Below are 23845 nucleotides of genomic sequence, written 5' to 3'. Positions count from 1 at the left end.
TCATTTTATTGTTGTTTACTTCATTCTTATTTTGCAGGCCCGGAACCATTGACGCTCAGGCCGGACACCTCAGAATCTGCGGAAATATTTACCGGTTTACCATCTTCAAAAACCAGCCTGGAATCCGATATTTTCCAGCGTTTTACGTAACGGATAAAACCACCGGTGTTTGCTTCAATATCGAGTTTACTGAGCTTAAAATCTTCAAGCGGCGCTTGCGCGTATCCTTCAATTTCAAAGGCGGTTTTTGCGCCACGCGCCTTGATGCCGGAAATATTGACACGACGCAGTCTGGATATGCCGTCTTTTTCTGGTACCGGCGTGACCAGTACTTTCCAGTAAGCCGGGATATCTTTCACATCATCAGGAATTTTTGCATAGCTGTATTGCGGATTCCAGTTCATGATCACGCGCAATACCACTGGCACGTCATTCATGACAAAATCATGGATATTCAGGTCTTCGCCAAAACCACCACGTGTATGTGCCGATTTAAACAGTATGCCTACCGGCACATCTTTCATTACCGTAAAGCGATATGCTTCAATACGACGGAATCCACCTGAAGTCTCGCTACCAAAACTCAATCCGGCAACTGCTTCCCGGACAGTGATATCGCGTATGACAACATCTTCTGTTGGGCGATTGACCCGCAGGCCATCAGAATCCCGCCCGGCCTTCAAAACGATCGCATCATCATTGACGGCAATATCTGCATGCTGGACCAGAATGTCTTTGGATGAATCGATATCTATGCCATCAGTGGATGGGCCATGTCCGCCTTCGTTATTGCGAATGGTGAGACGATCTACGACCACTTTGTTCGAGTAACAGATATGCAAAGTCCAGAAACCTGAGCGACGTAACAGCAAGCCGTCACCCACACGTACATCGGATGCCTTATAGATTTGTAACAAGCGAGGGCGACCAGCGTCATAGTCCGATGCCCATCTCAGGCCACGTGGTTCATAGGCCTTGCGCAGGTTCCAGTAACTTTCCCAGAATACCTTGCCGTCACCGTCAATCACACCTTCACCAGTGATGGCAACCTTGTTTTGTTCATACACATTGATCAGCGCTGCTGGCCAGCTCATCTCTATGCCGGCAACCCGGGTAGGCATGACAGGATAATCCTGTATGTTTTGTGAACCCAGCAAGGTCACGCCCTTGTCCAGGCGTAGCGTCACGCCGGTTTTAAGGAACAGGGCACCGGTCAGGTAGGTGCCCGCCGGAAAAGTCAGCGTACCACCCTCTTTGGCAGCAGCATCAATGGCGCTCTGTATAGCGCTGGTATTGAGCGTCTTGCCATCGCCGTTGGCACCGTAGGTACTGGCACTGATTTCTTTTGCCGCTGCGATAAACGATGTCAATAGCAATACGGACATCAAAGCCGCAGCGACTGCCAGATGCAAAAGCACAGGCAAGACAAATACCATTTCAGTATGGCGCAACCAGCGCCGGGCTAGCAATTTCATTGCAACTTTGCGCCTATCAATTTGACTGGTCCAAGAATACCGGCAGGTTGAGCCTGTATCAGATGCGTATCCTGAGGGACGAATCGTTGTCCATACTTGGCAGACAGCAGGCGATAATCTGGTAAGGCATGGCCGGCCAGCGCATTCAATCCCAGGTTGGCGACCTGTATCTCAAGACGGTTATTACCGGCACGCAGCAATTTGCTGACATCCAGTTGATAAGGCGGTTTCCATACCGAACCGGCACGCTGACCATTGACGAAAACGACCGCAGCCTCCCGTACCGGGCTGTCAAGCATGGCACGCATGCCGCTTGGTACTTTGGGTGTAACCTCTAATGGCGTCCCCGGACCGAAATCCAGCGTCAGCCTGCTGTCCTTTAATTGTGCCGCGGTCAATTCAAGGTCTTTGGTATAGCTTGCGATACCAGAAAAATAGCGCGTTGCCTCATCTTCAGTCCATGAACGCAGACTGGACATGTTGACCGCCTGTGGTTTTTCGCTGAACTGCACTTTCCAGTCACGACTTAAATCAACAACGGTGGTGGCATCTGCCAGTTTTGCTTCCTGCTGTGCATTCTGCGGCGTATCGGTCAGTACCAGCACCCGTGATTCATATGGTGCCAGACGCAAAGTCGGCTTGACATCGGCATTGCTGATCTTGCCGTCATACGGATTCCACCAGTAAGCGGTCTTGTACTTGCTGCGGAAGGCGGCATTCGCGGTCACATCACGATTGCTGGTATTGGCGATGAAATAGACATCAGAATCAGTCAGTTGTCGACGGATGAAGCCTATGTTTTCTTTTTCAGCACTCAACTCCATGTCTGCGGGAACTGCAGCCTTCAAAGTGGCGCCCACGGCACTGTCGCTGCTGACCAGGCTGACCTTGTCCTGATTGGCAAACAGGGCATCTGATGCAGTTTGCACTTCTGCACTGATGCGCGCTGCATTCAAATAGCCTGGTGCCAGCGATGGTTTGCTGCCAACCGCAATGATTTTGCCACCGGCACGCACATAATCACTCAATTTGGCAACGACTGCCGGTGACAGCCGGGTCACATGCGGCAAAATCAGAACGGGATAATTGATGCCCAGTTCCATGACGGATTCAGCATCCACGTAGTCAATGTTATGTCCGGCATCGAGTATCTGGGCACTCAATTCCGGCGTCACATACTTGCCCATTTCTGCGGACACAGACACCTTGCCCAAAGACAGGGTCGCGTACACGTCATCCGTAGGCAGGAAAACAGCAACCTGATTTGCCGGTTTCCCCTGACGCATCAGATAACTCATTCTTTGCAGATAACCATTGACGTCAGGCATGACATTCCACCATGGCAGATGGGTGTTGAATACTGCCGCCGCATAGAATGCATAGCCAGGTTCCAGCGTCCCTGGTGGTGTATAGGGCCAGCCATGGCCAACGAACTGATTAACGCCTTGCAACAGCATGCGGTCAGCTTCGACTTTCATATCTAGCGGTGTCGCGCTGAAAGCTGGTGAATGCAGCCAGGTCCAGGTTTCAGCAGAAATGACGGGGCGGCCATAAAGGTGACCCGCGGATGTTGCCCAGCGTGTAAATGAAAACTGGCGGAACTGATAGTCCTCGCCTTCTGGCAAATCAACCAGTTTATTACTCGACATGGTCACAGCCGGTTCACCATAGGTTTGGGAACGGAAGCGGGTACCATGGGCTTTGGCCCATTGATTCACTGGCACCAGATAACGTTCGTTTGCCAGTTCGGTCTGCGTCAAAGCCCAGTCACGCCGTATGGCGGCGGCATCCGCACCAATGCCAGATTCAATTTTTGGCAGATGTGGTTTCAGCTCATAGCCACGACGACGCTGGAATTCGGCCAGGAAATCATCTGTCCAGTCGGTACCATAGGCTTCCAGGCTGTCAGAAAATACGGCGTATGGTGGATTTTTTCCAAAAGCCTTCAACAGTGGTTCCGCCACGGTTTTCAGGTGATGATCAATGGCGTTGCGGCTCAGATGGTCAAGTACAAAACCTTCTGCCCCTAAAGCGGCACGTTTAACCTGCTGGCCGGTACGGCTGGCGATATAACACACCACTACGCGGTCAGCGGCTGCAGCCTTGACGCCTGCACGGCCACTTTTACTTGCCAGTAGCTGGGGTTCAAATAAAGTCAATTTGCTGCTATCCAACTGTTTTGGCGTACCATCGGCCACGAAGCTGGCCAGTAATTTTTCACCATTCATGATAGCCGGCAAGGCAAAACTCTCATTACCGGCTGGCAGCTCAATCACAGCTACCCGCAAACGACCGGCAGCATCACCTACAGTGACATGTGGACCGCCGTATGGCCAGCCACTGCCCAGGGTAATATCAACCCTGAGTTTGTTGGCACGTGCCTTGTCATTGGCAAAACTGACGTGTTCAAGAAATTGCTTCGACAAATACGGATAATTGTGTGTACCTTTGGCCGCATCATCCAGCTCCATGGGGTAGACGGCCTGAATCTCAAAACCACCAAAACCACCTGCCTTCATGTCCAGTATTTCGCGTTCCAGTTGCTTCTTTTCCACTGATGGTCCAAACCACCACCAGCGCACCATGGGACGTGCATCATCGGGCGGTGTGGCAAAGGCTTTGACGACTTCTTTCACAGATGGAGAATTCGCCGCTGCCCTGGTTTGTGCCATTGTTGGTGCGGCACATAGCATGGCAAGAGAAAGCAGGACGCAGGTGCGCAATTTATTAAGCGCAAATGCAGGCAAGGTAGACTTGGTCATAGAAAATGATAATCCAGACAAATAGAGAACAGGCGTCTATCCTGAATGGGCATCAGCTTATTGCTAAGTCTATTCCATCCGGAGACATGGCTATGAAAAAATCCCCCTGAAGCAGATCACCATTACGCAAAAATGCGCAACAGCAAATATGCTTCAGAGGGAGTTGAATCAGACTATACCGCTACCGCTGGCGCCAGCCTTTGGTGGACGGAGTGTAGCCTGTTTTTCACGATAGCCAGTTGCACGATAGCAGGCAACCGGATCAATAGCCGCACCGGAACGGGCGCGTGCCATAGCCAGGATAGGACTGACATCAGTGCGGAAAGCCTGTTTCAGTGTTTGTGCTGCCAGCAGCACGTCATTGTTTTCCTGATATGCGCTCAATGCCTTGCGGTCTACCAGTGCAGACTGTACGAAAGAACGTTGTACTTCGATAGCACTGGACATCAGACTTTCTATAGGATCGGTCACATTATGTGACTGATCCAGCATGTAGGATGGTTTGAAGGTATCACCGTCACGCTGTGCTACATCGGCCAGCTCATTGAAAATCAGGAACAGCTGGAAAGGATTGATACTGCCAGAATCCAGATCGTCATCACCATACTTGCTGTCATTAAAATGGAAGCCACCCAGTTTGCCAAATTGCGCAAGGCGGGCAACGATCATTTCTATGTTGGTATTTGGTGCATGGTGACCAAGATCAACCAGACATTTTGCTTTAGGGCCTAACTCATTAGCGCAGGCATAGCTAGTGCCCCAGTCAGCAATCGTGGTGGCATAAAATGCCGGCTCAAACAGTTTGTGCTCGATGTACATCAGCCAGTCTGCAGGCAGGGCCTTGTAGATGTCGCGCATGCTGTCGAGATAGCGCTCAAGCGCACCACGCAAATTATGCTGGCCCGGGAAATTGGCTCCATCGCCTACCCATACGGTCAAGCCTTTGGAACCCAGTGCACGCCCCAATTCTATGCATTCGATATTGTGTGCTACCGCCTGCTCGCGCACGGCTTTGGCATTGGCTGTCAGGCTGCCGAATTTATAGGTCTGTTCCTGATTGGCCTGATCCTGGAAAGTGTTCGAATTGACGGTATCAAATCCCAAGCCATGTTTGCTGGCAAATTCACGCATGGCAACAGGATCACTGCTTTTATCCCAGGGAAAATGCAGGGATACGGTAGGTGTAGCCTGTGTCAGTTGATGGATGACAGCACAGTCTTCCAGCTTTTCCATGACATCGCGTGGCTCGCCCTTGCCTGGGAAACGTGCAAAGCGGGTACCACCGGTACCGACACCCCAGCTTGGCAAGGCTACGGCAAAAGTCTGGGCTTTGGCTGTCAGTTGTTCGATATCCTGTCCGCGTCTGGCCAGAATGCTACCCAGGGCAGCGTAGTCGGCATCCAGATTCTGTTGTAGTTTGGCGTTATGTTCTGCCACTTGGCCGCGGTCAATTACTTTATCCATCTTATGTCTCCGTCTCATTGCTGACCTGAATCAGATATTTGATTCAGGTCAATCTACTTTTTATATTTTAGCGCGTGAATGCAGCAGCATTGCCTGCATCTACGTTGATGATGTTACCTGTGCTCTTGGCAGACTTGTCGCTGGCCAGGAAGTACACTGCTTCTGCGATATCTTCCGGCAATACGCTGAGTTTCAGCATGCTGCGCTGACGGTAGAATTCTTCAATATCATCTGCATCGATTTTATTCGAGACAGCACGCTCTTCTTTCCATTTGCCATCCCAGATACGGGAGCCACGAATCACTGCATCCGGGTTGACTACATTGACGCGTATGCCATGGGCCGCACCTTCGAGGGCGATACAGCGTGCCAGGTGGATTTCAGCCGCTTTTGCCGTGCAATATGCAGATGCACCAGCAGAAGCAACCAGACCATTTTTGCTGGCCACAAACACCATGCTGCCACCGATTTGCTGTTGCTTCATGATACGGAATGCGCTGCGGCTGACTAGGAAGTAACCCTTGACCAGAATATCCTGGTTACGTTCCCAGATTTCCAGTGTCGTTTCATCCAGCGGTGCTGAAGATGCAATACCGGCATTCGAGATCAGCAAATCGACACCGCCAAATCGCAGGGAAGTTTCGCTCAGTATGGCTTCTACATCGCTTTCACGGGTGATATTGGCACTGACGATGGCTACGTTGTCTTTACCAGCCACTTTGGACAAGACCTGATGTGCCTGGCTCAATGCCTCGCCATCGATGTCTGTCAACATGACGCAGGCGCCCTCTTGCAGTAACTGGCGTGCCACTGCCTGACCGATGCCACCAGCAGCACCAGTCACCAGTGCAATGCGGCCAGCCAGACTTTTCGGCTTGGGCATGCGTTGCAGTTTGGCTTCTTCCAGCAACCAGTATTCGATATCAAAGGCTTCCTGCTCTGGCAAACCAACATAACTGTCAACACCATTCGCACCGCGCATGACATTAATGGCATTCACATAGAACTCGCCAGCGATCCTGGCAGTTGCCTTGTCTTTGGCAAACGACAGCATGCCTATGCCAGGTATCAGATAAATAATCGGGTTGGCATCACGCACTGCCGGGCTATTGTCGTGCTTGCAACGCTCATAGTAGGCGACATAATCTGCGCGATATTGATTCAGACCTTCATCCAAACCGCTCAAAAGTTGATCAAAGTTAGGATTGGAAGGATCAAAATCAATGACAAAAGGGCGAATCTTGGTGCGCAGGAAGTGATCAGGGCAAGATGTACCCAAGGCAGCCAGTGCCTGCAAGTCTCTACTACACACAAAATCCAGCACTGTGGTGCTGTCATCAAAGTGACCGAGTTTGAATTCTGTTTTACTGATTTTGCCACGCAATACAGGCATTAAGCGGGCAACCAGGCTGGCACGCTCTGCGGCTGGCAGCGCGCTGTATTTGGCACCACCAAATGCCGGCTTGCGGCTATTTTCTTCCAGCCATGATTCGGCACGCTGTATGATCGCCAGTGTGGTTTCATAGCAAGACTTGGCAGTATCACCCCAGGTGAACAGACCATGGCCTTCGAGGATGATGCCTTTCAGATTTGGTTGCGTTTGGGAAACTGCTTCCAGTTTCAAGCCCAAGTCATAACCAGGACGCTGCCATGGCAACCAGCCCAGCTCGCCTTCGAATATTTTTTGTGTCAAATCCTTGCTATTGGCACAGGCCGCAATAGCGATGACTGAATCAGGGTGCATGTGATCAACATGCTTGCGATTGATATACGCATGCAGTGGCGTATCGATGCTGGCAGCGCGTGGGTTCAGGTTGAACGTACAGTGTGGCAAATAAGCCACCATTTCATCTTCCAGCGCCAGTCCACGGTAACGCCCTTTCAGGGAGTGCAACTTATCCATGTACAGAGTCGAGAAGCCATCCATCTTGATGCTTCCCAGATCACCGCCAGAACCTTTTACCCATAGTACTTCTACCTGCTCGCCAGTCAGATAGTCCGGCATCATCACCTTGGCAGAGGTATTGCCACCACCAAAGTTAGTAATGCGCATATCAGAGCCGAGCAGATTTGAGCGATACAGCAATAATTCTGGCTCAGTCAGGCCAGCTGCGTATGCATCGTCCCAAAGTGAAGTAATAGGCTTCTTCTGCTCGGTTTGCATCGTTGAGGTCATACATTCTCCGTGATTAATTAGTGTTTTTATGACAAATTCATTAGCCTGAAGCTCTGAGTGATCAAGAGCTGAGCGGATCAATCACATCACTTGCTCAAATGATGCATTTTGTCCGTTTTGGCAGTGGCAGTCAGTAGAAAACAGCCAGCTTTGAGTGTCAATACAGAAGCAATCAAGAAGCTGATCGAAGTCACAATAGTCAGCATGATGATTGAAATTTTCATAGCTAGATTAATACGTTGAAAAATAATCAGTTATTTGATCGATTTATGATTGACGCCCGATTTTTAAGTGATTAGTCTCGCTATACGCCAGCAAATTACGACGAAATAATGACTGGTAGCATGCCGCAAGAAAAATAGCAGACGGCAACAGACGGAGACAAAAATGGTAAATCACAAACGCCGTAAGCGTTTGCTGAAGTTGCTCGCCGAGCACAATTCAGCAAGCGTTCAACAACTGGTAGCATGGCTCAACGCATCCCCGGCAACTGTCAGGCGCGATATCAGCTGGCTTGCAGCCCGTAATCTGCTTACCCGCACGCGTGGCGGTGCAGAAAACCTGCAGCAGGTAAAACGATCAATTGCGCTCACCAGCGAGACCTTCCAGAACAATATCAAATGCTATGCCGACAGAAAGCGGGCAATTGCACGCTATGCGGCAAACATGTGTAGCGATGGCGAAACCATCATCATCAATGGCGGCACGACGACCTTCATGATGGCTGAGTTCCTGGTCGATAAGAAGCTCAAGATACTGACAAATTCTTTCATGATGGCAGAGCGCCTGCTGGTCTCCAGTGAAAATGAAATCATCGTACCTGGTGGCCGCGTGTACCGCGAACAGAATGTCATCCTAAGCCCTTTTGACAACGACATCACTCAACATCATTACGCTGGAAAAATGTTCATGAGTGTTTATGGCTTGTCATTGCTGGGCCTGATGGAAGTAGATCCTCTCCTGATACAGGCTGAAAAGCGCTTGATCAGCCAGGCTGAGGAATTGATCGTTCTGGCAGACAGCTCCAAATTCGCCAAAAAAGCTGGCCTCATCCTGTGCGGTTTGAATCGCGTATCTTGCCTCATCACTGATCATTACGCGTCTGACTCTGCCGTGCAATTGCTTGAGCAGTCTGGTGTCAAAGTCATTACCGTGGCACCGGAAGAATTACCCGCAAAAGACATATTAAATAAATTTACAAATGCTTATGACGCCGAGTCTGCAAGCATGTTCCAGACGGAGACAGTTTGATGAAAAGAAGAAAAGTAATACTGGCAGCAATTGCATTAAGCATGCTGGGTGCCTTGCAGGGCTGCGAACAGAAATCAGACAAAATAAAAATTGCCATCGTTGTTAAAAATCTGGGTAATGGTTTTTTTGATGCTGCACATGAAGGTGCCAAAGAAGCGGCCAAACAAATCGGCAATGTAGAAATTATTTATACAGGCCCAACCACACCAAGTGCTGAAGGCCAGATAGAAATCATCAACTCGCTGATCAGTCAAAAGGTCAATGCCATCGCCATTTCAGCAAATGATGCCAATGCGCTGGTTCCTATCACCAAAAAAGCCATGCAACGCGGCATCAAGGTCATCTCTTTCGATAGCGGGATCGCGCCAGAAGGCCGATTGATGCAGCTCAATCCATCCAATGCTGAATTGATAGGGATCAAGCAGTTGGAAATGGCATCCAATGCGGCTGGCGGCAAAGGCGAAATCGCCATCTTGTCTGCATCTGCCCAGGCGACCAATCAGAACATCTGGATTAACGTTATGAAAAAAGGCCTGGAAAAACCTGAGTTTGCCGGGCTTAAACTGGTGGCAACTGTGTATGGTGATGACCAGTCTGATAAAAGCTACCGCGAAGCGATAGGTCTGTTGCGCAGCAATCCAAATCTGAAGGTCATTATTTCCCCTTCCACTGTTGGCATCAACGCTGCCAGCAAGGCCGTGGTCGATGAAAAACTGGTCGGCAAGGTATTCGTTACCGGACTGGGCTTGCCATCAGAAATGGCGGGACATGTCAAAAGCGGTGCTGTCAAAGAATTCGCCATCTGGAATCCCATTGATCTTGGTTATGCTGCGACTTATATCGCGAATGAATTTATCAAGGGTAATCCAGATGCCAAGGCAGGTGGCAGCTTTGCCATAGGCCGCATGGGTACGATCAAGATTGATGCAAACGGTGAAGCAGCGATGGCCCCGCCCTTTACTTACAACAAAGAGAATGTAGAGCAATTCTCCAAGATATTTTAAGTAAAGACACTTGTTCAGTACCGGCCCGTGATGCGCTTGAACGGGCTGTCTGGAAATAGAATCAGTTGCCTGTGAAAATTAATACCTGCAGCACATGCTTGTGCTTGCCAGTTTTTACGCAGGCAACTGACTTCTTTTCTATTATTGCCTTGCCTTATATTAATGATCTTAATGACGAACGAGCACAACCCGTTTCCCATCGCCCCGGATGGTTCACCTGCGGCACCTATTCTGGCATTGACCGGTATTTGTAAACGCTTTCAAGGCATCATTGCATTACACGAAGTTGCACTCAATGTGCGTGCAGGCGAAGTCATGGCACTGATAGGCGAAAACGGTGCAGGCAAATCCACTTTGGTAAAAACACTGACTGGCATTTATCAACCGGATAGTGGCAGCATACACATCGCTGGCAAGCAAGTTCGCTTCGCCAATCCACAAGATGCCATGCTGGCGGGCGTTACAGCTGTCCATCAGGAAACCGTCATGTTTGACGAATTGACAGTGGCAGAAAATATTTTCATAGGCCGCCAGCCCATGTGCGGCTTTCCGGCACGGGTAGATTGGGCATTAATGGAAGCACAGTCTGAAAGACTGTTTGCCAGGCTGGAAGTGTCGCTGCCGGTACGCGCCAAGGTCAAGGACCTCAGCGTGGCGCAGCGCCACTTTGTCGAGATCGCCCGCGCCCTGTCGCAAGATGCGCGCGTGGTCATCATGGATGAACCTACCGCATCCCTGTCACAACGAGAAATTCAAGAGCTGTACCGCATCATCAGGCAATTGCGCGCCGCCGGTACTGCAGTGATTTTCATCTCACACAAGTTTGATGAAATCTATGCCGTGGCTGATCGCTATACCGTCTTACGTGATGGTCATTTTGTTGCTGAAGGTGCACTGGCTGATATCTCTGAACCGGATCTGGTGTCTCTCATGGTGGGGCGCTCCATCCATCAAACCTTCCCCAAGCAAGACGTGGTCATCGGCGACACCCTGCTTGAGGTTAAAAATTTTTGTCACCCTACCGAGTTTGACAAGATCAGTTTTTCTTTGCGCAAGGGTGAGATCCTGGGTTTTTATGGTCTGGTGGGTGCGGGCCGCTCAGAAGTCATGCAAGCTCTGTTTGGGCTCAGCAGTGGCGTCACTGGCAGCGTAAGCCTGCAAGGCAAAGTATTGGACATCAAATCAGCCAAAGATGCGATAGCTCATGGCATAGCTTATGTTCCGGAAGACCGGCAACATCAAGGTGGCCATCTGACCATGTCAGTACAGCAAAATATCACCCTGCCCATCCTTGACCGCATAGGTTTCCTGCTCAGCAGGCGGCGCAGTGAAGAAGCGTCAATTTCAAGACATTATAGTGAGCAGCTGGAACTCAAGGCTAGTCATTTGACGCAACTGATCGCCGAACTGTCTGGTGGCAACCAGCAAAAAGTCATCCTGGGCAAGTGGCTGGCAACCAAACCCAAAGTCATCATCCTGGACGAGCCAACCAAGGGTATCGATATTGGTTCCAAGGCTGCGGTGCACCGTTTCATCAGCGAACTGGTTTCAACCGGATTGTCAGTGATACTGGTGTCATCCGAATTACCGGAAGTATTGGGCATGTCTGATCGCGTTATCGTCATGCATCAAGGGCATATCAAAAAAGTATTTGACAGAGCACATGCCACACCAGAGAGCGTAGTTGCTGCGGCGTCTGGCAGTGATGCATCAATAGTGGAGATAGTAAAGGAAATGGCAGAGGAAATAGCATGAACCGTTTGATGTATTTGCAACAGAGAGAAGTTCTGCTGGGATTGATGATCGTTTCTCTGATAGTCCTTGTTGGGCTACGTGCGCCTGTTTTTCTCAGTGCCTCAAGTCTGGCCAACTTGCTGACCGACAGTACTCTGCTGATCATGCTGGCGGTGACTCAGATGTTTGTCATCATTACACGTGGCATCGATTTATCAGTAGCATCCAATCTGGCGCTGTCAGGCATGATGTCTGCCTTGCTGGCCTCCAAATTTCCTGATCTGCCTCTACTACTGATTATCTTGGTGGCAATCGCCATAGGCCTTGGCCTGGGATTGATCAATGGCTACCTGATAGGTTATCTGGGTCTGCCGCCTATCGTCGTAACGCTGGGCACCATGAGCGTCTATCGCGGCCTGGTGTTTGTATTGTCTGGTGGTGCCTGGGTATCGTCACACCAGATGCCTGCAGGCTTCATCGCCTTCCCGCTCAGTCAGTTATTGGGGATTACGTACCTGGTCTGGATTGCCGCCGTCGTTATTGCTGTGATGTGGTATCTCGCCCGCTATACGCATTTTGGCAGGGACTTGTATGCTATTGGCAATCAACCAAATGCTGCCAACTACATAGGCATCCCTACCCCGCGCCGCCTGTTCTGGACGTATGGCTTGTCAGGATTGATGGCTGGCTTGTGCGGTTACCTGTGGGTGGCGCGTTACGCAGTGGCCTATACGGAAATTGCCTATGGCTTTGAATTCACCGTCATTGCAGCCTGCGTTATTGGCGGTATCAATATCGCCGGTGGTGCGGGTACAGTATCTGGCGCAGTACTGGGCTCACTTTTCCTGGCAGTCATCAACAACGCTCTGCCCATCATGAAAATTTCGCCCTTCTGGCAAAGCGCGCTGACCGGCGTTGTAATACTTACCGCGGTCATGATCAATGCGCGTAGCAATAAGAAAAGCAGCCGCCAAATTTTGCCTTTGCAACTGCTGCAAAAAAATGCAATCAGGAGCAGTACGTGAACACAACTACCATGACACCATCAAACAATAGCTCACGCTACACCATACGCGACCGCGAAGATTTTCAATTAAAGAAAATCTTCGCCCATTGGGAAACCCTGCTGACCATACTGTTTGTAGCAGCTTTCATTGTCAACAGCCTGGTGTTGCCGAATTTTTTTGACTTGCATAATCTGGCTGACGGCACTTTCAATTTCAGTGAAAAAGCATTGATCGCCTTGCCCATGGCCTTGCTGATTATCTGTCGCGAGATTGATATTTCTGTATCCGGCATATTGGCATTGTGTTCCGTTGCCATGGGGCTGGCGAATTCACTCGGTTTCCCAGCTTACACTTTATTGTTCATCGCCATATTTACTGGTGCAGTCTGTGGCAGTTTGAATGGCTTGCTGGTGACTCGCTTTGCCCTGCCTTCCATCGTCGTGACGATAGGCAGCGTGTCACTGTTTCGCGGTCTGGCCAGCGTGGTTCTTGGCGACCAGGCATTTACTTCATATCCGCAATTATTGATCGACTGGGGCCAGGGCTATTTCTTTGATCTTATTCCCAGACAATTCATCGTCCTGTTGTTCTTTGTTGCACTGTTCGCGATTCTGTTACATGCAACAAGTTGGGGACGCCGCATTTATGCGATTGGCAACAACCCTGTTGCCGCCAGGTTTTCTGGTGTGGCGGTCGATAAATACCGCTTCATGCTGTTTACACTGACCGGTGCCATGGCTGGCCTTGCAGCGTTTTTCCTGACGGGACGTATCGGCAGTACGCGCCCGAATATTGCTACAGGATGGGAGCTGGAAATCATTACCATGGTGATTTTAGGCGGTGTCAGCATCGCTGGTGGCGCTGGAACCATTATCGGCGTGTTCCTGGCTGTATTGACATTGGGCATCGTCAATTACGGTATGGCATTAGCAAATATTCCTGGCATTATCATGACCATCATCGTCGGCATCCTGCTGCTGATCACCATTGCCCTGCCCCGCCTGATGAATCTTAAGAAACAAAGAAAATAAAAAAGCAAATGAAGCAGAATGCCAGCATCGTCCTTGACATAGGCAAGACCAATGTAAAGCTCAGCCTGCTCGATGCGCAGGCAAATACTTTGGCCGAGCAACGCTGTCCGAACAACATTGTCCGCGAAGGTATCTACCCACATCATGACACCGATAGAATATGGTCGTGGATGCTGCATGTATGCGGTGAGTTCTCCCGTATCGCCAGGGTGTCTGCAATCATTCCTGTGACCCATGGCGCCACTGCCGCTTTGGTAAACGATAGGGGCCTGGTTTTGCCAATTCTGGACTACGAATCAGAATTGCCTGAGCAAGATAATCATCAATATCAGCCGCTACGCCCGCCATACCAGCAAAGCTATTCTCCTAATTTGCCAGCAGGCCTCAATCTGGGGCGTCAACTGGCCTGGCTGCAAAACAACTACCCACAGGAATTTGCCAAAGCCTCACATATACTGATGTATCCACAGTACTGGGCATGGCGCTTGTCTGGTGTTGCAGCAACTGAAGTCAGTTCACTGGGTTGCCATACGGACTTGTGGGACACCGGGCAGCAGAAATACTCTTCTTTGGTGGAGAAAAAGGCATGGGCTTCCCTTTTTCCACCCATGCAAAAAGCATGGTCCAGGCTGGCAACGATACGTCCCACATTAGCAAGAGAAACCGGTTTGCCAGCAGATTGCCAGATCATATGTGGTGTACATGACAGCAATGCATCTCTGTTACGTCATCTGAAAAATGCAAGCAACTCAAGTAACAAGCACCGCACAGTTCTATCAACCGGCACCTGGACGATCGCTGCCGCCTTGGGCGCAGACCAGGAAAGGCTGGACGAACATGCCGATATGCTGGCCAATACCAATGTGCTTGGCGAAGCAGTTTCTTGCATGCGCTTTATGGGCGGGCGCGAGTTTGCTATTCTGGCAGGTCAGGAGCCTGTGACTTGTACGCCATCCGATATCCGCAAACTGATCAGCCAAAATACCTTTGCCTTGCCCTGCTTTGCCGAATCAGGTGGCCCGTTTTCTGGACAATTGGCTAGAATATCAGGGCAAGCACCAGAAAACATGCAGGAAAGATATGCTATCGCCACTCTGTATTGCGTACTCATGACTGATTATTGTCTGGAAAAACTGGGGTCAGAAGGCGATATTATTATTGAGGGGAGTTTTACCAACAATCCCTACTTGGCAGCAATGCTTGCCAGTTTGCGGCCGCAGCAAAACATCGAGCTGTCAAATGACACCAGTGGCACCACTTACGGGGCCTGGATGTTGCATCACTGGGAAAAGTTGCCTGACCTGGATTCACAAGCTGGTGCCGTGAGCAAACTGGAACTGCCCGGATTACTCACTTACAAGGCGAAGTGGCGCGAATTGGTGATGTCCAGATAAGTCAGAATCGATCCAGAAATTCAGCAATGGGAACCTGTTACCTGGTTCCCATTTTGCTTTTTTTCAGCCGTTAATCATTCGATAAACGGACATAAGCAGGTGCATCACGGTCAGCCTGCAAGCCCTGCTCAATCAGTAATAATTCAACGACCTGCAAAGAGCTGCGCCGCTGTTCCTTGCCATCTTTTTTCTGGTCGGCACCATGTTTTCCAGGATGCGTAAAATAAAATAAAAATGCCCTGTCACCGTTGACAACAACGTCAGGATGCCCGCCGATGACGCCATCATCTTCGCCATGCCCTGGTATTTCAAGTAGATTACCGCTCACCTGACGCTTCCAGCTCAGTAAGTCATCTGAACGATATACAGCCAGCCCGCGCCACACATCAGTAATCATCCACCATTGCTCTTTCCAGTAAAAAACCTTGGGCCCTTCCCCGCTTTGATCACCGACAGCCTTGCCTTTGTCTATCCAGTTTTCAAGATCAGTGCTATCGGCATAGTAAATAGATTTTTTGTCTACTTCATTGTTGTACCACATGCGATATCCACCTTCTAGCAAACGCAGCACCGTAGCATCAATTGCCCTGTCAGAAGCAAGCTGCAATACCCTGGCATTGCGCCAGTGACGTAAATCTTGGCTACGCAGATGTACCATGTAGCGCGGATGTTTCCAGTCATTAAAGATACCGGATACCACAGTCAGGAACATGTGGTAGGTGCCGTCATCAGCCCGGATGATATCCGGTGCCCAATGAGTAGACTCAATTCCGCCCATGGATGGCGGCAACGCTATGTCTGCCTCACCTATGTAATGCCAGTTGGCACCCTCGTCATCTGATTCAGCTATGCCTATACGTGTCCCGTGTACCCAGGCGACACCAGGGACATCATTAGCATTCGCCCGTCGGTTGGTGTAAAACATCCACCATTTCCCTAATGTGGTATTGCGCACCAACACTGGATCTGCAGCTCCATCCATAATGGGATCTCTGAACAAGGGCTTGGCAGCCAGTTTGCCCTGATTAATCATGGGTGCACCAGGTTGTCCAAAATCTGGCGTACCGTCAGCGTTCCAGCTGAATGTCTGAGCACGGGTATGCCGGTTCGGGTCATTCAGTGCATTACCCTTGATGTCCCGGTAATCACGGGCGTGATAAACCAGTACATCTGTTTTACCATCTGCCGTGGTCGTGAAGGAATTGTGTCCGGGACCATACTGATTACTTGCAGCATTGCTCTTGAATACAGGCTGAGAAGATTTGCTCCATACCTTTGCGTCAAGCAAATTTGCGTTTGCCGGTGCCGTCAATAAGCCCATACAATAGTTTTCATCGGTGGCGCTGGCTGAATAGGTGATGAATATACGCCCATTTCTGATCAATACTGCCGGTGCTTCATTGACTTCATATTTACGTTTCTCCCAATCATAATCGGGGCGCGACAATAAAGTCGCTGGCCGTGCAATAGACAAAGGTGTCTCCATCTTCGCCAGATAGATATTGGTATTCTTTTTATCCGGCGCAGGATCTCGCTGCGTCCACACCAGGTAACGTTGGCCAGCATGAGAGAACGTGGTTGCGTCCAATGAAAATGATTCCCAGCCCGTCTTGAGCTGTCCCCGCTCCAGCCACTCGCCGCTAACAGGATTGACCGCACTGCTTTCCAGTACATACAGACGTATATCCCAGATCGCGTCAGCCCTGCCAGCAGTGAAATACACATACCACTTCCCATCAATGAAATGTAATTCCGGGGCCCAGATGTGATGACTCATGGGGCCGCTAGCGTGTTTGCGCCAGATGACTTTGGCATCTGCCGTGGCAAGTTCATTAATGCTGCGTGCGCGTCTCAATTCGATACGATCATATTCTGGCGCTGTGGCGGTAAAGTAATAATAGCCATCTGTATGCAAAAATATTTGCGGATCTGCCCGATTTTTGACTAATGGATTATTAAAAACAGGTTGGGCAAACGACAAACCAGGCACAGATATTAATACTGTCCATATCAGGCTAAGGAAAACAATCCCGCACTTTGCATGTGAAGTCATGAGAAATAGTATGAAAATATGACGTGCGAAAAAAACCAGCCATCTGCACTAGCATGGCTGGATCAAATACTGCGATTAACAAAAGTCTTACTGATTAATTCTTGATCGATACACCGATAAAGTAGCGACGGCCAGACCATGCCAGCTCATTCGGGCGCGACAAATCACCGGCATCCGTAATATTTGCCTGATCAGTCAAATTCTTGCCTTCGAATGAAATAGTAATATTTGGGCTATATCGATACTGGAATTTCGCATCCAGGTAACCGGTTTTTTCAATAAAGTTAGGATTACCAGATACATCATTGGTACCTGTGTAGTAACGGTCACGATAATGATAGGCAAGGCGCGCATTGAACTTATCCTTGTCGTACCACAAGCCCAGGTTATAGGCATTCTTGGACAAGCCGGCGTAAGGCAAGATAGAGTTATCCAGAGGATTCAAACGCTCTGTTCCTGGCGCATAGGTAAAATTCATGCGGGTGTAATTGGCATCAATACCAAAACCGCTGAAGAAGCCAGGCAAGAAAGTCAGCGCTGTTCTGCCAGCAAGCTCTATACCGCGTGTCACAGCACCTGGGTAATTGATAGGCATCTTGACGTCCCACAAAGTGCCATCTTTGAACAGATCCACATTCTTGACATTAGTCGATACACTATTACCGACAGTGATGTTTTTACGGAACAAAGCAAGGCTGAGCTGACTATCAGCATTTGGATAATATTCCAGGCTTAGGTCTGTATTGCTTGCCTGGAATGGCTTCAAGGCAGGATTACCAGCCGTGCAATCATCCGTGCCATCGCCACCAAACTGTGCTGCGCCGCTATTTTTGGTACATGTAGCGTTCGGAACGATATCCAGTATCCTTGGCCTGGCCATGACCTTACCCCAGCCTACACGTACCAGGAATTGATTTGGTATCAACCATGCACCGGCGTTAAAGCTAGGCAATACATTCGAATAAGTATTGTCTATGCTGACAATGGAATTCGACAGAACAAACGTGTTGAAAGTAGTTGAACCAGGCGTTTTTTCAACATTGATCTGTTGTTTGAACAGGCCCTGAGAGACATCGCGCGTTTGTGTATATCTGACACCGATGTTACCGAAGATATCTTTGCCAAACAATTCAGTATCAAAATCTGCACGTAAATAAACTGATTTGACTTTTTCATCGACAACATAAGCAGGAATCTGTGCATACATTTTACCGTCGGTACCAGGTGCGTTATACAGGTAATCATGATTAAAGTGCGTCAGATCGAAATTTGAACCAACATTTGCAAATGATGGAGCAACCCAGTTAGCAGGTACATTGCTGATGCCACTATAGCCCTTGAAGAAAGTACCAGGTGAAGTCGAGAATACAGATTGCGCCAGCGCAGCCATGGCAGAGCCGTTGAGTGACTTGGTCCAGGCATTCGCATCTGTAAGATTTATCGGGCCCACTGTTGCACGCACCGTATTGGTGGTATTCAATGGGTCGTAGCTATAAGTCTGATTGATGTTTGCTGTCTGTACATACACGTCATCTGCAGTGCTGTTCAAGTCATTGCCTGCACTTGCAGCGTAACCGCCACCATTGTATTGACTGGATTTTGCCTGCTGCGACTGTACACCAAACCAGATGCGTGACAAGAAATCAGTCTTCAGCTTATATTTAAAATCAAGTTTGAGCTGGTCTTCTTTGTTGATCGTTTCTGAAGGGCGGTACTGCAATTGAGCAGAAATATAGGAATTAGGATTCGAAGGACTATAGCCTGTTGGAAAAGTAAATCGTGGCAACCCTGAGGAATCAAGATTGACCTGCAAACCAGGAGCATTCTGCGTCAATATCAGGTTATTCGAATCACTGCTGTACGTGGATTTAGCTGACGACACCAGGCCTTCTACATCCAGACGTTCACCTTTATAGGTAAAGCCAGCTGTCGTATATTTGGAATCAATTTTCAAACCAAAATCGCGCAAGGATGTGCTAAAGCCTGCCTGCCCACCGTTTGGCGAAGCCGCACTGCCCGGTACCAGGCAGTTACCCAATACATACTGGGTAACGATATGATTTTCCACGATCATGCCAGACGGTGTCGTGGTTGTTGAAACCGGTGTGCATGAGCCGCCGGTTGGCACGGCAGTGGTCGCAGCATAGGTGGGCAAAGTACCTGTGCTGGACAAGCGGGTGACCGCACTGAAGTCTGTACCGTAGTTGTAATCCCGGAGTTTTTGATTCTGGATATTGGTCTGGTAGCTTACCCAGGCGTTCAAACGATCAGTGAATTTGTATTGCGCAGTCAGTTCAGCAGAAGTTCTTTCATGATCACGTTCCCAGATACCATAACGGGCAATCTGTGGTGAATAGTCATTCCATTGTGAGACACAGCTGGCCTGCAATGCGGCGGTAGCCGCAACTGCCGTCTGCGTTGCATTTGCAGGGCTGCTCAGGTTGGAACAGTCAGCTTTGGAGCCTACAGCTGCCAATACCGGATCAATACTGGGAACCGTTTTTTGTGCAGAAAAATCCCAGTCACGGAAGTAACGCCAGGAAGTATTTCGGGAAAAATCACCACGCGTCAAGACCTTGTCGTAGATAACATTCGCCATCAACCCAAGACGGTCATCAAAAAATTTGTCGGTGATAAAGAGATTGACACGTGGCTGCACGCCACCACGCTGTGGAGCCTGTTCACCAGCAACACTGCCAACAACAGTCATTTTTTTGAAATCGAGTGGCTTGCGTGTCGTAATTTGTACTGAGCCGCCAATACCGCCCTCAGTCATATTGGCTGTCACACCTTTGATGACATCTATAGAAGAAATCAATTCTGCGGGCAATTCACGCAAATCAGCACCACGACCGGCGGTACCAGTCGTACTCAGTATCGATACTCCATTGATTTCAATACGGTTTAGATCTGGTTCTACGCCACGAATGGAAACACTGGTACCTTCACCAAATGAGCGTTCCAGTTGCACGCCTGTAACGCGCGACAGTGCCTCACCAACGTTCTTGTCCGGGAACTGCCCAATATCTTCAGCAACGATGGAATCAGCTACTGTATCCGCACGCAGTTTCCTGTCAATTGCGGAGGCTACTGATTTGCGGGTGCCAGACACAACGACAACGTGATCAGCCTGCTCTTTGGTGTCTGCCGGTTTCTTTGCTTCCTGTGCCATGACTGAATTGGCAGCCATAACGGAAAGTACAGCCAGGGCAGTACCTTTGAGTTTGGGATTAAAAAATTCTTTTTTACCGCGATTGTTCAACACAATTGTCTCCTCCATTTGTCGGCCATGTATAGCCTGTGTTATTAGCTGCATCCGACCATTTTTTTTGGCCTGTCATTCAATCCAGCTGATTCAATGAAAAAGATTTTAAGTGATGATGAAATCCAATTACGCACATAAAAAAAAGAATCAAGAAAGTGATTGGTTTTTAAGCAGAAATTTGATCATTTCAGACGAGAAAATGAAAAAATGATTGAAACTGATTATAGATTTTCAAGGCATTTTATGCGATGCAACATGCGATATCAGAGATAAAAATACATCAAAAAGACACTAAAAAAATTTGGATGGGAGTTTGACATCGCCTGAAGAGCTAGGCCAGACAAGGCATTCAAAATCCCTCATTAAGAAATGCGGGAAATGCATAATTGAAATGTCTTGCTATTTACTTGTCCGTATCTTGCACTGCCAACTCGCGCAAAATATCAAGCATGGCTTGTGCTCCAGGCGACAAACGATGTTGCTTTCTGGTGACAATACCGTAGGCATCCATACGCAGTCCAAGATCAAATGGCAGCACGGATAGCAGCTCGGCATCGAGATAGGTACGAATCAGGTCTTCCGGCAAAGCAGCCACCATATCAGTGGCCATCAATAAGCTGGCAATCACAGGTAGCGACAAGGTTTCTACCGTTTCTACCGGTTGATCAAGGCCGTGTGACAAGAAAAGAGAGGTGATGCGATCACGCAAAATACTGCCATTTGGTGGCAGTATCCAGGCCTCTTTCGCAAGATCATTCAGAGTCAGTTTTTTTCGCTGTGCAAGTACATGCTTGCCGCGTGCAATCAGGCTGTGAGGCTCATCGGTCAAGGGTTCAAAATTCAGTTCTGCGGCAGATTCAGAATCGAGAATGCGGCCTATGACCATGTCCAGTTCTCCTGCACGCAAACGCTGTATCAGTATTTTGCTGGTATCAACCTGTATGGCAACATGCAAACGCTTATGGCGAGATTTAAGCAGGCTTACTGCTTGCGGGATGAGATTCATCGACGGTGTCATGACTGAACCTATCGAGACGAAACCGCTTAAACCTGACAACAACTCCATGACTTCCTGATGGGCTGCATTCATTTCTGCCAGCGCTGCACCTGCTCTGCGTATCATGATCTCGCCATACCAGGTAGGTGATATGCCGCGTGGCAGGCGTTCAAACAACTGCACACCGAGGGCATACTCAAGTTCTGTCAGCAATTTGGAGGCTGCTGGCTGAGTCAGATGTGCAGCCTCAGCCGCGTGAAAAATCGAACCATGACGTCCCAACTCAACCAATAACACCAGATGGCGTGTTTTCAGGTGTGTGCGTACAAAGCGATCGGGCTTGCTATTGCTCATGGTGTCAGCAGTTGAAGCTAAGATCAATCATGATACAACTGCGAGCGCCCTCCATCAATCAGGATATCAGTAGCATTGATGAAACGTGCTTCGTCACTGGCCAGAAAAACTGCCGTGTAAGCGACTTCTTCTGGCATTCCTATGCGACGGCAAGGCAACAGCGCGGCCTGCCGTTGTTGCTCGGCCATTGGGTCAGGGCAACTGGCAAACCAGGATTGTATGGCTTCGGTCATTATCAGGCCGGGTGATATGGAATTAACCCGTATCCCTCGTGCTGCATATTCTATCCCCAGTGATTTAGTCAGACCTATCAAGGCATGCTTGGCAACCGGATATGGGAAACATCCCGGTATGATTTTATGTCCATGTACAGAAGCGATATTGATGATGCTGCCAGCAGCCTGTTCAAGCATGAACGGCAGCACTGCACGGGTAGTATTCCAGGCACCTTCGAGATCAACAGAAAAACAACGTTGCCACTCGTCATCTGTCATCTGCAAGGGATCTGCGAACACGTTCATGCCCGCATTGTTGACCAGCACATCCACTTTGCCAAATTTTGCTACCGTCTTATCGACCAGAGCCCGCATGGCAGCAGCATCGGCAACATCTGCCTGGACAAAAAGACTGTGCCCGGAGCCCAATTCAGATGAGATACGCTCAGCAGCGGCATCATGAATGTGACTATTCAGTACGACACTTGCGCCTTGCTGTACAAAAAGACGTGCTGTAGCAGCCCCTATGCCCAAGGTGGAGCCAGTGATGATGGCGACCTTGCCACGCAATCTTTCGCACATCTGATTAGTATTGACTGGATATGAATCGTTCATGATTTCCTCGTAGACCGGTTTTTTAATTGATCCAGCAATACCGCTGCCAGCAAAATGAAACCACGCATCAGATACTGATAGAAAGCATCGACATCCAGCAAGTTCATGACATTCTCTACCGTCCCCATGATCAGAACACCGACCAGTACTCCGGTGATTCTGGCTTTTCCACCTTGCAGGGACACACCACCCAGTACGCAGGCAGAGATGACATCCAGTTCAAAACCTTGCGCCGAATTTGGTTGCCCGCTGGTGATGCGGGATGCGAGTATCAGTCCTGCCAGTGCTGTCACCAGTCCTTGCAACAAAAATATCCAGATACGCAGGCGTTCGACGCGGATGCCCGCAAGACGTGCGGCATCTGGATTACCACCAATTGCCAAAGTATTTCTTCCAAACACAGTGTGATTGAGCAAAACACCAAATATCAAAAAACAGGCTGCAACAACCAATACTGGAAATGGCAAGCCAAAAATACGACCGTCACCAAAACTGATGAAAGTCTCATTGGAAATCCCCACCGCCTGGCCTTTTGAAACAATGAATGCCAGGCCGCGTACCATCAACATGGTCGCCAGTGTCGCAATCAGGGCATTCACCCGCAAATAGGCAATCAATACTCCATTACCTGCGCCTATCAGTGCGCCCGCCAGTAAACCACCGCCAACTGCGAGCGTGATACTGCCGCTACGTTCAAGGATGATCGCGCCCAGCACGCCAGTGAAGGCAATAGTCGATCCTATGGATAAATCAAAATCACGTGAAGCAAGACACATCATCATGGTGCAGGCGACCATGCCTATCTGTGCCACAGAGAGCATCAATCCGACAATATTGGTACCTGAGAAAAAATTTTCTACTGAAAAGGACAGTACAATAAAAAGTAAGGCGTATGCCAATGGCATACTCTGCTCATGCAACCAGTGCCGGGTCGTCTTCCTAATATTCTTACTGTTCATACTATTGTTTTGTCCCGGTTTTATTTGCTGAACTGTTGATACATTATCTGTCTGTGCAGGAGTAAGGGAAGACATGAAAGATTCCTGTA

15 protein-coding genes are annotated in these 23845 nt (G+C 49.3%); 6 read left to right on the top strand and 9 right to left on the bottom strand.

Features of this window, described 5'->3' with window-relative positions; genetic code table 11:
- Positions 1-26: 26 nt before the first annotated feature.
- The 4 genes from ACO0LI_RS25025 to ACO0LI_RS25010 all read right to left on the bottom strand — a co-directional run bounded on the left by ACO0LI_RS25025 (position 27) and on the right by ACO0LI_RS25010 (position 7877).
- Complete coding sequence (locus ACO0LI_RS25025) at positions 27-1475, bottom strand: glycoside hydrolase family 28 protein (protein WP_422949973.1); 1449 nt, start codon at positions 1473-1475, stop codon at positions 27-29.
- Entirely contained in the window at positions 1472-4237 is a 2766-nt protein-coding gene (locus ACO0LI_RS25020) for a glycosyl hydrolase (protein ID WP_423036060.1), read from the bottom strand. The genes ACO0LI_RS25025 and ACO0LI_RS25020 overlap by 4 nt, the downstream gene beginning before the upstream one ends.
- A 168-nt stretch (positions 4238-4405) precedes the next feature.
- The gene (gene rhaI, locus ACO0LI_RS25015; RefSeq protein WP_422949975.1) at positions 4406-5701 is read right to left on the bottom strand and encodes an L-rhamnose catabolism isomerase; all 1296 of its coding nucleotides are present in this window, start codon (positions 5699-5701) and stop codon (positions 4406-4408) included.
- 67 nt (positions 5702-5768) lie between these two features.
- Positions 5769-7877 (bottom strand): bifunctional rhamnulose-1-phosphate aldolase/short-chain dehydrogenase, encoded by a 2109-nt coding sequence (locus ACO0LI_RS25010; RefSeq protein ID WP_422949976.1) that lies wholly within the window; start codon positions 7875-7877, stop codon positions 5769-5771.
- Between the two features lie 387 nt (positions 7878-8264).
- Between ACO0LI_RS25010 and ACO0LI_RS25005 the strand changes: the two genes are divergently transcribed.
- The 6 genes from ACO0LI_RS25005 to ACO0LI_RS24980 all read left to right on the top strand — a co-directional run bounded on the left by ACO0LI_RS25005 (position 8265) and on the right by ACO0LI_RS24980 (position 15298).
- The gene (locus ACO0LI_RS25005; RefSeq protein ID WP_422949977.1) at positions 8265-9128 is read left to right on the top strand and encodes a DeoR/GlpR family DNA-binding transcription regulator; all 864 of its coding nucleotides are present in this window, start codon (positions 8265-8267) and stop codon (positions 9126-9128) included.
- Entirely contained in the window at positions 9128-10132 is a 1005-nt protein-coding gene (gene rhaS / locus ACO0LI_RS25000) for a rhamnose ABC transporter substrate-binding protein (RefSeq protein WP_422949978.1), read from the top strand. The genes ACO0LI_RS25005 and rhaS overlap by 1 nt, the downstream gene beginning before the upstream one ends.
- 171 nt (positions 10133-10303) lie before the next feature.
- The gene (locus ACO0LI_RS24995; RefSeq protein ID WP_422949979.1) at positions 10304-11887 is read left to right on the top strand and encodes a sugar ABC transporter ATP-binding protein; all 1584 of its coding nucleotides are present in this window, start codon (positions 10304-10306) and stop codon (positions 11885-11887) included.
- The gene (locus ACO0LI_RS24990) at positions 11884-12891 is read left to right on the top strand and encodes an ABC transporter permease (protein WP_422949980.1); all 1008 of its coding nucleotides are present in this window, start codon (positions 11884-11886) and stop codon (positions 12889-12891) included. Before ACO0LI_RS24995 ends, ACO0LI_RS24990 begins: the two co-directional genes overlap by 4 nt.
- A complete protein-coding gene (locus ACO0LI_RS24985; RefSeq protein ID WP_422949981.1) occupies positions 12888-13904 on the top strand; it encodes an ABC transporter permease in 1017 nt (338 codons plus the stop codon). Before ACO0LI_RS24990 ends, ACO0LI_RS24985 begins: the two co-directional genes overlap by 4 nt.
- 8 nt (positions 13905-13912) lie before the next feature.
- The gene (locus ACO0LI_RS24980; protein WP_422949982.1) at positions 13913-15298 is read left to right on the top strand and encodes an FGGY-family carbohydrate kinase; all 1386 of its coding nucleotides are present in this window, start codon (positions 13913-13915) and stop codon (positions 15296-15298) included.
- A gap of 70 nt (positions 15299-15368) precedes the next feature.
- Here the strand turns inward: ACO0LI_RS24980 and ACO0LI_RS24975 are convergent, their stop codons facing one another.
- From ACO0LI_RS24975 to araH, 5 genes are all read right to left on the bottom strand, one after another.
- Positions 15369-17351 (bottom strand): family 43 glycosylhydrolase, encoded by a 1983-nt coding sequence (locus tag ACO0LI_RS24975; RefSeq protein ID WP_423036058.1) that lies wholly within the window; start codon positions 17349-17351, stop codon positions 15369-15371.
- Positions 17352-17445: 94 nt separating this feature from the next.
- Positions 17446-20616: a TonB-dependent receptor gene (locus tag ACO0LI_RS24970; RefSeq protein WP_423036056.1), complete on the bottom strand. Its 3171-nt coding sequence runs from the start codon at positions 20614-20616 to the stop codon at positions 17446-17448.
- A gap of 403 nt (positions 20617-21019) precedes the next feature.
- Entirely contained in the window at positions 21020-21967 is a 948-nt protein-coding gene (locus ACO0LI_RS24965; RefSeq protein WP_423036054.1) for a LysR substrate-binding domain-containing protein, read from the bottom strand.
- A 23-nt stretch (positions 21968-21990) separates the two neighbouring features.
- Positions 21991-22764, bottom strand: a complete 774-nt coding sequence (locus tag ACO0LI_RS24960; protein WP_423036134.1) for an SDR family oxidoreductase — start codon at positions 22762-22764, stop codon at positions 21991-21993.
- Positions 22765-22793: 29 nt separating this feature from the next.
- Positions 22794-23831, bottom strand: coding sequence for an L-arabinose ABC transporter permease AraH (gene araH, locus ACO0LI_RS24955; protein WP_423036052.1), 1038 nt, complete (start codon positions 23829-23831; stop codon positions 22794-22796).
- Positions 23832-23845: the final 14 nt, after the last annotated feature.

The sequence above is a fragment of the Undibacterium sp. Tian12W genome (assembly GCF_049339405.1).
Taxonomy (GTDB): Bacteria; Pseudomonadota; Gammaproteobacteria; order Burkholderiales; family Burkholderiaceae_D; genus Undibacterium.
Note: the sequence above shows the minus strand (reverse complement) of the source record. Positions and strands in the feature narration are given on the sequence as shown.